The organism is Streptococcus sp. SP8, from assembly GCF_030440045.1.
GTDB classification, from domain to species: domain Bacteria; phylum Bacillota; class Bacilli; order Lactobacillales; family Streptococcaceae; genus Streptococcus; species Streptococcus parasanguinis_I.
Genome location: NZ_JAQFJL010000006.1, coordinates 60926 through 73942 on the forward strand (window position 1 = coordinate 60926; position 13017 = coordinate 73942).

Sequence of the window (13017 nt, forward strand, 5' to 3'; positions counted from 1 at the left end):
GGCGTCGCCACTTAAGAAGAGTATCAAAAAGAAAAAAAGAGAAAAAATAACGAGGAGAAAAACATATGTCTAAAATTATCGGTATTGACTTAGGTACAACAAACTCAGCAGTAGCAGTTCTTGAAGGAACTGAATCAAAAATTATCGCAAACCCAGAAGGTAACCGCACAACTCCATCTGTAGTTTCATTCAAAAACGGTGAAATCATCGTTGGTGACGCAGCAAAACGTCAAGCAGTAACAAACCCAGATACAGTGATCTCTATCAAATCTAAAATGGGTACTTCTGAAAAAGTTTCTGCTAACGGTAAAGAATACACTCCACAAGAAATCTCAGCTATGATTCTTCAATACTTGAAAGGTTACGCTGAAGACTACCTTGGTGAAAAAGTAACCAAAGCAGTTATCACCGTTCCAGCTTACTTTAACGATGCACAACGTCAAGCAACTAAAGACGCTGGTAAAATCGCTGGTCTTGAAGTAGAACGTATTGTCAACGAACCAACAGCAGCAGCTCTTGCTTATGGTTTGGATAAGACTGATAAAGAAGAAAAAATCTTGGTATTCGACCTTGGTGGTGGTACATTCGACGTTTCTATCCTTGAATTGGGTGATGGTGTCTTTGATGTATTGGCAACTGCAGGGGATAATAAACTCGGTGGTGACGACTTTGACCAAAAAATCATCGACTACATGGTTGAAGAATTCAAGAAAGAAAATGGTATCGACTTGTCAACAGACAAGATGGCGCTTCAACGTTTGAAAGACGCAGCTGAAAAAGCGAAGAAAGACCTTTCTGGTGTGACTTCAACACAAATCAGCTTGCCGTTCATCACTGCAGGCGCTGCTGGTCCTCTTCACTTGGAAATGACCTTGACTCGTGCGAAATTCGATGATTTGACTCGTGACCTTGTAGAACGTACGAAAACTCCAGTTCGCCAAGCCCTTTCAGATGCAGGTTTGAGCTTGTCAGATATCGACGAAGTCATCCTTGTCGGTGGTTCAACTCGTATTCCTGCCGTTGTAGAAGCTGTTAAAGCTGAAACTGGTAAAGAACCAAACAAATCAGTGAACCCTGACGAAGTTGTGGCTATGGGTGCTGCGATCCAAGGTGGTGTGATCACTGGTGACGTCAAAGACGTTGTCCTTCTTGACGTAACTCCATTGTCACTTGGTATCGAAACAATGGGTGGAGTCTTCACAAAACTCATCGACCGCAACACTACAATTCCAACTTCTAAATCACAAGTCTTCTCAACTGCAGCAGATAACCAACCAGCCGTTGATATCCACGTTCTTCAAGGGGAACGCCCAATGGCAGCAGATAACAAGACTCTTGGACGCTTCCAATTGACTGATATCCCAGCTGCACCTCGTGGTATCCCACAAATCGAAGTTACATTTGACATCGACAAGAACGGTATCGTATCTGTTAAAGCGAAAGATCTTGGAACTCAAAAAGAACAAACAATCGTTATCCAATCAAACTCAGGTTTGACAGATGAAGAAATCGACCGCATGATGAAAGATGCAGAAGCTAACGCTGAAGCAGATAAGAAACGTAAAGAAGAAGTTGACCTTCGTAACGAAGTAGACCAAGCTATCTTTGCGACTGAAAAGACCATCAAAGAAACTGAAGGCAAAGGCTTTGATGCAGAACGTGACGCAGCTCAAGCAGGACTTGATGATCTTAAGAAAGCTCAAGAATCAGGTAACCTTGAAGAAATGAAAGCAAAACTTGAAGCCTTGAACGAAAAAGCACAAGCATTGGCTGTTAAACTTTACGAACAAGCTGCAGCAGCACAACAAGCACAAGCAGGAGCTGAAGGAGCACAAGCATCAGGCAACGCAGGCGATGACGTCGTAGACGGAGAGTTTACTGAAAAGTAAGATGCAAAGCCCGTTAAAACCTCACAGTGAAAATAGGAAATCTGACGCAGGAACTTTAGTTTCTAGGAAGATTTATCTTTTTCACCAAGAGGTTAGGGCGTGCTCAATTCAGCTTAACAACTAAATGATAAAAAGAAATCCAGAGGTTGCAACCCAGCCTCTGTTTTTCGGTAAAATAGAGGATGTTGCCTATGAAAAAAGTACTTTGTTTGATTTATCCTAATTTTTCTCTTTATGAGATAACTGCTTTAACGAGTACTTTAGCTCTGTCTTTTGACGTCACGATTGATTATGTCGCTTCAGATCATTCGATGGTGGTCTCTGAGGATGGCTTGCTCTGTCAACCGACCAAAACACTGGATCAAATCTGTATAGAAGAGTATTCTTGTGTGATTTTGCCAGGAATGGTCAATATAGGGCCTGCCTTACAGGATGAGAAATTGATTTCGTTCTTGAAGGACCTTGGTGAGCAAGATATCCTCATTGCAGCCATTTCTTCAGCGCCTCTTTTATTAGCGAAAGCAGGTTTGCTGAACGATACGAAATTTACAGGTGGAATTTGGCAAAACTTCTTTGATTATTTTGAATTTCTTCCACGTGAGAATTTCCAACCGAAAGTGGTTGTGCAAGATAAACAGATCATTACGGCTATCGGTTTTGCCCATCAAGAGTTTGCAAGAAAAGTGATTCTAAGTTTAGGCTTGGCAGAGAATACGGACAACTATTTTAAAGAACGAAACGACTACTCAGAAGAGGATTTGATATTTACTCTATCAGACCAAGAGTTTGATCAAGTGAAGCGAAGTATAGAAAACACCCTCTAAAGATGTACATGAAAATTATAGAAAGGAACAAAGAGTGTTCGTAACTGAACACGGGTTCCATAAATTCTTACTCAAAATGAAAGAAAGGAATTGAACCCGACCTAAATCGTGGTTTGATTCACAACATCAATAGAAAGGAACAAAGAGTGTTCGGGGAATTGAACCCGAGCGGAAAGCTTGGAAATTGGATAAACCGCCTAAGAAATCAGGATTTCTTGTCGGTTTCCTAAATTTCAGTCGCTTTCTGTTCGCTCTTAGTATCTTGTATGAACAATACTGAATTTTATGACCGTTTGGGCGTTTCAAAGAATGCATCTCAAGATGAGATCAAGAAAGCCTATCGGAAATTATCTAAAAAATATCACCCAGATATCAACAAGGAGCCTGGTGCTGAGGAAAAGTACAAGGAAGTTCAAGAAGCTTATGAGACTTTGAGTGACGAACAAAAACGGGCTGCTTATGACCAATATGGTGCTGCGGGTGCCAATGGTGGCTTCGGTGGCGGAGCAGGTGGTTTTGGTGGCTTTGATGGTGCTGGTTTTGGTGGCTTTGAAGACATCTTCTCTAGCTTCTTTGGTGGTGGTGCAAGCCGTAATCCGAATGCTCCTCGTCAAGGGGATGACCTCCAATACCGCGTCAATCTCAAGTTTGAAGAAGCGATTTTTGGTGCGGAAAAAGAAGTCAAGTACCATCGGGAAGCTAGCTGTCATACCTGTCATGGTTCTGGAGCTAAGCCAGGGACTAGTCCGGTGACCTGTGGACGCTGTCATGGTTCTGGAGTCATCAATGTGGATACGCAAACCCCTCTTGGGATGATGCGCCGTCAAGTGACCTGTGATGTATGTCATGGTCGTGGTCAAGAAATCAAAGATCCATGTACGACTTGTCGTGGAACAGGTCATGAAAAACAAGCTCATAGCGTGAATGTCAAGATTCCTGCAGGAGTTGAAACAGGTCAACAAATCCGCTTAGCTGGTCAAGGAGAAGCTGGCTTTAACGGTGGACCTTATGGTGACTTGTATGTCGTTGTCAATGTTGAGCCGAGCGATCGCTTCGAACGAGATGGCTCAACCATCTACTACAAGTTAGACCTGAACTTTGTCCAAGCAGCTCTTGGAGATACGGTCCATGTGCCAACCGTTCACGGAGATGTCGATTTGGTCATTCCTGAAGGAACCCAAACCGGTAAGAAATTCCGCCTCCGTGGAAAAGGGGCTCCAAGCTTACGAGGTGGTGCTATGGGGGATCAATATGTATCTGTCAATGTCGTCACCCCAACTGGTTTAAATGACAAGCAAAAAGAAGCCCTTCAAGCCTTTGCGGAAGCAAGTGATTTGAAGGTCAACCCAAAGAAAAAAGGGTTCTTTGACAAGGTCAAAGATGCTTTAGATGATTTATAAGAATGAACGAGTTTCCTTTTGAGTAAGGGGCTCGTTTTATTTTGGATCGAATCCAAGAACTTCCTCTCCTAATTAAAGAATAATGAGGACCCTCATTGAATTTATTAAGATATCGTGGTAAATTTAAGAAAACGATTACAAAGACAATTTAGGAGGTCCTGATGAAATCACATCAACCACGTTATGCGATTCGCAAGTACGCGGTAGGAGCGGCTTCAGTGCTCATAGGATTTTTTGCTAGCGCTCAGGTTGTAGCTGCTGATACACCAACGACTACTGACAGTCCTGCAACGACAGTACCAACTCAGCCAAGCGAGGGTGAGTCGACTAGTTCCCTAAACGAGGAAGCTTCTCAGCCAGTAGTAGAAAAAACAACGGCTCCTGCCCCAATCGTCGATCAAAGTCAACCGACACTGCCTGATCGTGAACTGCGGGTATCAGATCTTGACCGTTTGATTCGCGAAGAAGCGAGCTCGGTCGCAGAGTCGGATGTGGCAGCTCAACCAACGACAGCAGCGACGGAAACACCTGCTAAAGATCCTGAGCAAGAAGAAAAATTAGCCAAGAAAAAGATTGTTTCGATCGATGCTGGTCGCAAGTACTTCTCACCAGACCAGATCAAGGAAATCATTGATGAAGCTAGTAAGACTGGCTATACAGACTTGCATCTCCTAGTCGGAAATGACGGCTTACGCTTTGTTTTGGATGACATGTCCTTGAAAGTGGGAGATGCTTCTTATTCTAGCCAAGCCGTGACGGATGCGGTTGAAAAAGGGACGAAGGCTTATTACGATGATCCGAACGGAACAGCCTTGACCCAGGCTCAAATGGATGATATTTTGGCCTACGCCAAATCGAAGAAAGTAGGCGTCATCCCAACCATAAATAGTCCAGGTCACATGGATGCGATTCTGACAGCCATGGAACAATTGGGGATCGAAAACCCTCACTTTAATTATTTTGGTACAAAGAAATCAGCTCGGACCGTTGATTTGGACAACCAAAAAGCCTTAGACTTTACCAAGGCTTTGGTAGACAAGTATGCGGCTTATTTCAGCGGCAAAACCGACATCTTTAACATCGGTTTGGATGAGTATGCCAATGATGCCACAGATGCCCATGGTTGGCAGGTTCTCCAAGCCAGCAAGCATTGGCCGGGTGAAGGGTACCCGGAAAAAGGCTATGAAAAATTCATCCAATACGCCAATGATCTAGCGGCTATTGTGAAAAAACATAAGATGAAACCAATGGCCTTTAATGACGGAATCTACTACAATGGTGATACTTCCTATGGCACTTTTGACAAGGATATCATTGTATCCTACTGGACAGGTGGTTGGAACGGCTATGATGTCGCTTCTTCAAAACTTTTGTCTGAACTAGGCCATCAAATTCTTAACACCAATGATGCTTGGTACTATGTCCTTGGTCGTGACAAGGCTGGATCTGGTTGGTACAATCTTGATCAAGGTCTCGAAGGAATTTCCAAGTCAGCAATTGATGTCGTTCAAAAGAATGATGAGGCTAAGGTGCCCTTCATCGGTGGGATGGTAGCTGCCTGGGCAGATACACCATCCGCAACCTACAAAAAAGACCTTCTCTTTAAGCTGATGCATGCCTTCGCGGACAAGAATGCGGACTACTTTGTAGCAGATCCTGAAGTGGTCGAAAAGGCTCTTACGGAAGCCCCAACTGATTTGGACCACTATACACCAGAATCGCTAGTAGCCTTTACGGCAGCTAAAAAAGCTTTAGAAGGGGTAGGGGCAGACACGACTCGAGCAGAGGCCAAAACCTTGATCGATCATCTCAAAGCAGCTCAAGATGCTTTGGTATACACAGAAAGCTATGCGAAAGAAGTTGCTGCAAAAGAAGCAGCAGAAAAACTTGCCATGAAGAAGGTCATCTCGATTGATGCAGGTCGCAAATACTTCTCGCTGGATCAGTTGAAACGGATCGTCGATAAGGCCAGTGAGCTGGGGTATTCTGACTTGCACCTCCTGGTCGGAAATGATGGTATGCGCTTCGTACTCGATGATATGACGGTGGAATCCAATGGTAAAACCTATGCTAGTGACGATGTGAAAAAGGCCATTTTAGAAGGTACCAAGGCTTATTATGATGATCCAAATGGGCAAGCCTTGACCCAAGCGGAAATGGATGAGCTCCATGCTTATGCTACTGCTAAAGGAATCGGCTTAATTGCAGCAGTCAATAGTCCTGGACACATGGATGCCTTGTTGGTGGCCATGGAAAAATTGGGTATAGAAAACCCACGAGCTAGCTTTGATACTGTTTCAAAAACAACCATGGATTTGACCAATGAGGCAGCAGTTAACTTTACCAAAGCCTTGATTGGCAAGTACATGGACTACTTCAAAGACAAGTCTAAGATCTTTAACTATGGAACAGATGAATATGCCAACGACGCTACCAGTGCGCAAGGCTGGTACTACCTCAAGTGGTATGACCTCTATGGTAAATTTGCGGAGTATTCCAATAGTCTTGCAGCTATGGCGCGTGAAAAAGGCTTGCAGCCAATGGCCTTTAACGATGGCTTCTATTATGGAGATGAAGATGATGTTGCCTTTGACAAGGATGTCTTGATTTCATACTGGTCTAAAGGATGGTGGGGCTATAACCTCGCGTCACCGCAGTATTTAGCAGACAAGGGCTACAAATTCCTCAATACCAACGGAGACTGGTACTATGTTTTGGGTCACAGGGGAGATCAAAGCTATCCACTCGATAAAGCTATCCAACATTCAGAAACTATTCCATTTGAACAATTAGCTTCAACCAAATACCCTGATGTGAAATTACCGGTGTCCGGAAGTATGTTGGGAATCTGGGCAGATGAACCGGCCAATGAATACAAGGAAGAAGAAGTCTTCCAGGTCATGGAAGCTTTTGCCAACCACAACAAGGACTATTTCAAGGCAGACTTCACTGCTCTTAGAAAAGCAGTTGCTACGGTGCCAACAGATCTAGCTATTTACACACCAGAATCTCGCGCAGCCCTTGCGAAAGTCTTAGATAGCTTGAATTGGAATGTGAGCCGTGCTCATCAAGATCAGGTGGATCAAGAAGTGGCTGCTCTGACCCAAGCCCTTGCGGGGCTTAAGCCAATTACACAAGTGGGTAGCTTGGCTGAAAATGACGTCAAAGCCCTAGTGGAAGACAAACCAAGTCTTGAAATCGTAGAAAAAGAACTTGATTTTGACCTTGTGGAACGGACCAATCCAGATCTCGCTAAAGGAGAACGCAGAGTGATCCAGACTGGAGTTAAAGGGCAAGGTCTTGAGTATGTAGAGGTTTCGGCACTTGATCAAAGTCGAAAAGTGATCGCTACAGAAGTTGCCACAGAGCCGGTTGCAGAAATTGTTGAAGTCGGTATCAAAGAAGTCGTGATCCCAACAAGCCCTTCCGTAGAAGCACCAGTGAAATCAGACTTGCTCGTAAACAAAGTGGTTCCAGATCATTCAACACCTCAAGTGATCTCGAAAGATCAACCAGTAGCACCAGTAAATACCCCAACGCCAATTCCAGCAGCTGTGGAAAAAGAGGTTCGTTCAGAAGCAGTATCTTCTAACAAGCAACTCCCAGAAACAGGAGTGGAATCTGCTCTGGGACTCGCTTTACTAGGAGCGATCTTAGGAGCAGCAGGAATGGACTTGAAAAATAAAAAAAGAGACTGAGACCTAGTTGATTTGTAACAGGTCGAAGTTAGGAGAGTGGGACAGAAATCGGTAATTCGTTAGAATTCGATTTCGTCGTCCCACCTCTGCACAGTTGAGTAGGGCTGTAAAAGCTGATGAAATCAGCATAGTAGAGCCCACTCAACCACTGCGTCTTGTTCGACAATCCAAAAATAATTGAGAGGCTAGGACTTTTGTCCCAGCTTCTTTTTGTGTTTGTAAAACTGTACCCGGACAGTTTTGTTTTTTCACTCTTGTAACCCCTTCTATATCCTGCTAAAATAAAAACATGACACGATACAAAGCAACCATTTCATATGACGGGACCTTGTTTGCAGGGTTTCAACGCCAACCGCATGCCCGTAGTGTGCAAGAGGAAATCGAGAAGACCTTGACGCGTCTCAATCAAGGAACCCCTGTTACCGTTCATGGAGCGGGGCGGACGGATTCAGGTGTCCATGCTCTTGGGCAGGTGATTCATTTTGATCTCCCCCAAGCGCGGGATGAGGAAAAGCTCCGCTTTGCCCTCGATACCCAAACCCCAGAGGATATTGATTTCATCCGAGTGGAGCAAGTAGTGGCTGACTTTCACTCACGCTACAAGAAGCACAGCAAGACCTATGAATTTATCGTGGATTATGGTCGTCCCAAGAACCCCATGATGCGCCACTATGCCACCCACTATCCTTATCCTTTGGATGTGGAAAAGATGCAAGCAGCCATCCAAAAGTTGGAGGGAACCCATGATTTCACCGGTTTCACAGCTTCAGGAACCAGCGTGGAAGATAAGGTTCGTACGATTACAGAGGCTCGCTTGGTCGAGGATGCAGAACATCATCGCCTTGTCTTTACCTTTTCGGGCAATGGCTTTCTCTACAAGCAAATCCGCAATATGGTGGGAACTTTGTTGAAGATTGGAAATGATCGGATGCCGATCGAGCAGATCGATCTAATTTTAGAAAAGAAGGACCGCAATCTAGCAGGTCCTACAGCAGCGCCAAATGGCTTATATTTAAAGGAGATCCGTTATGAGTAATGAATTGATTCTAGCTATTTCAGGAAATGATATTTTTAGTGGGGGAGGTCTTCACGCAGACCTTGCAACTTATACGACTAACAAACAGCATGGCTTTGTAGCGGTGACTTGTTTGACCGCTATGACGGAGCACGGTTTTGAAGTGATTCCGGTGGATCCGACGACCTTTGCTCAACAGCTCAACTCTCTCAAGGATGTTCCTTTTTCTGCTATTAAACTCGGCCTTTTGCCAAATGTTGAAGTGGCAGACTTGGCTTTGGACTATGTCAAAGCCCATGCGGAGATTCCTGTGGTACTAGATCCTGTCTTGGTCTGCAAGGAAAGTCATGATGTAGAAGTTTCAGCTCTTCGAGACGAATTGATTAAGTTCTTCCCTTATGTGACCATCATCACGCCAAACTTACCAGAAGCTGAGATCTTAACCCAAAGCAAGATTCAATCGCTCGACGATATGAAGGAGGCAGCGCGCAAGCTCCACGAATTAGGCGCAGCGAATGTCGTGGTCAAAGGAGGCAATCGTCTCAATAAAGAAAAGGCCATTGATGTCTTTTATGATGGGACAGACTTCACCGTCATTGAAGAGCCAGTCTTAGAAAAGAACAATACAGGAGCTGGTTGTACCTTTGCGTCTAGCATTTCCAGCCAGTTGGTGCAAGGGAAATCTCCACTTGAAGCTGTTAAAGCCTCTAAAGACTTTGTTTTCCAAGCGATTCAACATTCAGACCAGTATGGAGTAGTACAGTATGACATCTAATCGAACTCAACTCATTGCCCGCCTCTCTATTTTGACAGCCTTGACAGTTGTACTTGGCTACTATACCAAACTTCCAACTCCTACAGGGATCGTCACCCTGCTAGATCTTGGAGTGTATTTCACAGCCTTCTATTTTGGGCGCAAGGAAGGTGCTATTGTAGGTGGTGTCGGAGCCTTCCTACTTGACCTGATTTCAGGCTATCCTCAGTGGATGTTTTTTAGCCTCCTCTTTCACGGGGGACAAGGCTATTTCGCTGGCTTCAAGGGAAAAGCTCGTTACCTAGGCTTGCTCCTTGCGACAGTCGTCATGGTAGGCGGTTACGCACTAGCTTCCGCTCTCTTTTTAGGCAATGGCTGGGGTGCTGCTATCTCGGACATTCCGAACAACCTCGCTCAGAATTTTGTTGGAATGGCTTTAGGCTATGTGGTCTATTATGCATTTCAAAAGAAAGGAAGCTAATTCATGGATCTGGAGCAACTGAAGAAGGATACAAAAGAAATCCTGGTAGATGTCTTGGAAAAAAGCCGTCTCCGCCAAGGACAGATTCTAGTCCTCGGGATGTCTTCAAGTGAAGTTGCAGGAGGGCAAATTGGAAAAGCCTCCAACATCGACCTTGCCGAAGCTATTGTCCAGACCTTGCTAGATGAGTTGAATCCAAGAGGGATTTATCTGGCAGTACAAGGATGTGAGCATCTCAATCGCGCCTTGGTGGTCGAGAGAGAATTGGCGGACAAGAAGGAGCTAGAAATCGTCAATGTCCTTCCTAGTCTCCATGCAGGAGGTGCTGGACAACTCGCAGCTTTCAAGTATTTTAAGGATCCTGTTGAGGTGGAATTTATCACAGCTCAAGCCGGGTTAGACATCGGAGATACCTCAGTAGGGATGCATGTCAAACACGTGCAAGTTCCGATTCGCCCTATCTTGCGTGAACTAGGTGGCGCCCATGTCACAGCCCTCGCCAGTCGGCCAAAATTGATCGGTGGCGCCCGTGCTCTCTACCTCGATGATCCTATCCGAAAATCATAATCAGAACTAGCTTTTAAGGGCTAGTTTTTTTGGATGAAAAGAGAGGCAAAAACGTTTTAAAACTTGCAATTTCAAAGTTTTGTGGTAAAATTATAAGGAATGACTATATTATTTTAAGGAGAGACAGAATGTCTGTATCATTTGAAAACAAAGAAACTAACCACGGTGTATTGACTTTCACAATCAGCCAAGAGCAAATCAAACCTGCTTTGGACCGTGTGTTTGAGTCAGTTAAGAAAACTTTGAACGTACCTGGATTCCGTAAAGGTCATATTCCACGTCCAATCTTCAACCAACGTTTTGGTGAAGAAGTACTTTACCAAGATGCTTTGAACGATCTTCTTCCAGCAGCATACGAAGCAGCTGTTAAAGAAGCTGGAATCGAAGTTGTTGCACAACCAACTTTCGATGTTGTATCTATGGAAAAAGGTCAAGACTGGACATTGACAGCAGCTGTTGTAACAAAACCTGAAGTAAAATTGGGTGCTTACAAAGACCTTGAAGTATCAGTAGAAGTTTCTAAAGAAGTAACAGACGCTGATGTGGATGCTCGTATCGAACGCGAACGCAACAACTTGGCTGAATTGGTTGTTAAAGAAGGTGCTGCAGCAGAAGGTGACACAGTTGTGATCGATTTCGTAGGTTCTATCGACGGTGTTGAATTCGACGGTGGTAAAGGTGACAACTTCTCACTTGGACTTGGTTCAGGTCAATTCATCCCAGGTTTCGAAGACCAATTGGTTGGACACTCTGCTGGTGAAACAGTTGACGTGATCGTAACCTTCCCAGAAGACTACCAAGCAGCTGACCTTGCAGGTAAAGAAGCGAAATTCGTGACAACTATCCATGAAGTAAAAGCAAAAGAAGTACCAGCTCTTGATGATGAATTGGCAAAAGACATCGACGAAGAAGTTGAAACTCTTGACGAATTGAAAGAAAAATACCGCAAAGAATTGGCAGCAGCTAAAGAAGAAGCATACAACGATGCAGTAGAAGCAGCAGCAATCGATCTTGCAGTTGAAAATGCTGAAATCGTTGACCTTCCAGAAGAAATGATCCACGAAGAAGTACATCGTTCAATCAACGAGTTCCTTGGAAACATGCAACGTCAAGGTATCTCACCTGAAATGTACTTCCAAATCACTGGAACAACTCAAGAAGATCTTCACAAACAATACGAAGCAGAAGCTGAAAGCCGTACGAAGACAAACCTTGTGGTTGAAGCAGTAGCGAAAGCAGAAGGCTTCGAAGCAACTGAAGAAGAAATCAACGCTGAAATCGAACAATTGGCAGCAGATTACAACATGCCAGTTGAACAAGTTCGCAACCTTCTTTCACCAGAAATGTTGAAACATGACATCACAGTGAAGAAAGCAGTGAACGTGATCACAAGCACAGCAAAAGTAAAATAATTGAGATAAAAAAGAAGAGCCGTGAGGCTCTTCTTTTTTCTGATTTCATGGAGAATCCTGGAATTTTCCTTTGACGAAAGGGGAAATTTATCGTACAATAGAGTGTAACGATAAAATGCGTGATAGATTTAGTGACGAGAAGTTTTCAATCTATCATTGAGGATAGGATGAGGTTTAAGACCGGATCCTTCTCCATTTAGGAAATGAAACATAAGGAGATTTACCCTTGGAATTAGAAGTATTTGCTGGACAAGAAAAAAGTGAACTTTCTATGATTGAAGTGGCGCGTGCGATTTTGGAATTACGCGGACGTGACCATGAAATGTACTTTAGCGATCTTGTAAATGAAATTCAAAATTACCTTGAAAAATCAAACAGCGAGATCCGTGAAGCTCTTCCATTGTTCTATACAGAATTGAATGTAGATGGAAGCTTTATCCCACTTGGAGATAACAAATGGGGTCTTCGTTCATGGTATGCCATCGATGAAGTTGACGAAGAAATCATCGCTCTTGAAGAAACAGACGAAGATGAAACTCCTAAGAAACGGAAGAAAAAACGTGTCAATGCCTTCATGGATGGAGACGAAGATGCGATCGACTACAACGACGACGATCCAGAAGACGAAGAAGTTTACGAAGCAGATCCAGCTCTTTCATATGATGAAGAAAATCCAGATGATGAAAAGAGTGAAGTTGAAGCTTACGATGCTGAAATCAATGAAATCGTACCAGATGATTTGGGTGAGGAAGTTGAATTAAGCGAAGAAGACGACGAAGAAGAGGATTCTGAAGACGAGGAAGAAGAATAAATCATAAGAAGAGGCTGGGACAGAAGTCCTAGCCTCTTGATTGTTTTTGGATTGTCGAGCAAGACGCAGTGGTTGAGTGGGCTCTACTACGCTGATTTCATCAGCTTTTACAGCCCTACTCAACTGTGCGGAGGTGGGACGACGAAATCGAATTCTAACGAATTAC

Annotated in this window: 10 protein-coding genes; all 10 read left to right on the forward strand. The window is 44.0% G+C overall.

Features of this window, described 5'->3' with window-relative positions; all coding sequences use genetic code 11:
• Nucleotides 1–65: 65 nt before the first annotated feature.
• The 10 genes from dnaK to rpoE all read left to right on the forward strand — a co-directional run bounded on the left by dnaK (nucleotide 66) and on the right by rpoE (nucleotide 12851).
• Nucleotides 66–1889: a molecular chaperone DnaK gene (gene dnaK / locus PCY11_RS06290; protein ID WP_021154445.1), complete on the forward strand. Its 1824-nt coding sequence runs from the start codon at nucleotides 66–68 to the stop codon at nucleotides 1887–1889.
• 191 nt (nucleotides 1890–2080) lie between these two features.
• Nucleotides 2081–2713: a DJ-1/PfpI family protein gene (locus tag PCY11_RS06295; RefSeq protein WP_021154446.1), complete on the forward strand. Its 633-nt coding sequence runs from the start codon at nucleotides 2081–2083 to the stop codon at nucleotides 2711–2713.
• A 266-nt stretch (nucleotides 2714–2979) separates the two neighbouring features.
• Nucleotides 2980–4113, forward strand: a complete 1134-nt coding sequence (gene dnaJ, locus PCY11_RS06300; protein ID WP_003004734.1) for a molecular chaperone DnaJ — start codon at nucleotides 2980–2982, stop codon at nucleotides 4111–4113.
• Nucleotides 4114–4274: 161 nt separating this feature from the next.
• Nucleotides 4275–7811 (forward strand): family 20 glycosylhydrolase, encoded by a 3537-nt coding sequence (locus tag PCY11_RS06305; protein ID WP_070845757.1) that lies wholly within the window; start codon nucleotides 4275–4277, stop codon nucleotides 7809–7811.
• 289 nt (nucleotides 7812–8100) lie between these two features.
• Complete coding sequence (truA, locus tag PCY11_RS06310; RefSeq protein WP_049507305.1) at nucleotides 8101–8847, forward strand: tRNA pseudouridine(38-40) synthase TruA; 747 nt, start codon at nucleotides 8101–8103, stop codon at nucleotides 8845–8847.
• Nucleotides 8840–9601 (forward strand): bifunctional hydroxymethylpyrimidine kinase/phosphomethylpyrimidine kinase, encoded by a 762-nt coding sequence (locus tag PCY11_RS06315; RefSeq protein WP_049507303.1) that lies wholly within the window; start codon nucleotides 8840–8842, stop codon nucleotides 9599–9601. Before truA ends, PCY11_RS06315 begins: the two co-directional genes overlap by 8 nt.
• Complete coding sequence (locus tag PCY11_RS06320; protein WP_003010175.1) at nucleotides 9591–10061, forward strand: ECF transporter S component; 471 nt, start codon at nucleotides 9591–9593, stop codon at nucleotides 10059–10061. Before PCY11_RS06315 ends, PCY11_RS06320 begins: the two co-directional genes overlap by 11 nt.
• A 3-nt stretch (nucleotides 10062–10064) precedes the next feature.
• Entirely contained in the window at nucleotides 10065–10628 is a 564-nt protein-coding gene (locus PCY11_RS06325) for a TIGR01440 family protein (RefSeq protein WP_024055267.1), read from the forward strand.
• 128 nt (nucleotides 10629–10756) lie between these two features.
• A complete protein-coding gene (gene tig, locus PCY11_RS06330) occupies nucleotides 10757–12040 on the forward strand; it encodes a trigger factor (RefSeq protein ID WP_301362587.1) in 1284 nt (427 codons plus the stop codon).
• 226 nt (nucleotides 12041–12266) lie between these two features.
• Nucleotides 12267–12851 (forward strand): DNA-directed RNA polymerase subunit delta, encoded by a 585-nt coding sequence (gene rpoE, locus PCY11_RS06335; RefSeq protein WP_003010182.1) that lies wholly within the window; start codon nucleotides 12267–12269, stop codon nucleotides 12849–12851.
• The last annotated feature ends 166 nt before the right edge of the window (nucleotides 12852–13017 follow it).

What these genes read in the sequence shown, in the direction of transcription:
- dnaK (WP_021154445.1), top strand. Translation starts at nt 66, where the DNA reads ATGTCTAAAATTATCGGTATTGACTTAGGTACAACAAACTCAGCAGTA.
- PCY11_RS06315 (WP_049507303.1), top strand. Translation starts at nt 8,840, where the DNA reads ATGAGTAATGAATTGATTCTAGCTATTTCAGGAAATGATATTTTTAGT.
- PCY11_RS06305 (WP_070845757.1), top strand. Translation starts at nt 4,275, where the DNA reads ATGAAATCACATCAACCACGTTATGCGATTCGCAAGTACGCGGTAGGA.
- PCY11_RS06325 (WP_024055267.1), top strand. Translation starts at nt 10,065, where the DNA reads ATGGATCTGGAGCAACTGAAGAAGGATACAAAAGAAATCCTGGTAGAT.
- PCY11_RS06320 (WP_003010175.1), top strand. Translation starts at nt 9,591, where the DNA reads ATGACATCTAATCGAACTCAACTCATTGCCCGCCTCTCTATTTTGACA.
- dnaJ (WP_003004734.1), top strand. Translation starts at nt 2,980, where the DNA reads ATGAACAATACTGAATTTTATGACCGTTTGGGCGTTTCAAAGAATGCA.
- tig (WP_301362587.1), top strand. Translation starts at nt 10,757, where the DNA reads ATGTCTGTATCATTTGAAAACAAAGAAACTAACCACGGTGTATTGACT.
- PCY11_RS06295 (WP_021154446.1), top strand. Translation starts at nt 2,081, where the DNA reads ATGAAAAAAGTACTTTGTTTGATTTATCCTAATTTTTCTCTTTATGAG.
- truA (WP_049507305.1), top strand. Translation starts at nt 8,101, where the DNA reads ATGACACGATACAAAGCAACCATTTCATATGACGGGACCTTGTTTGCA.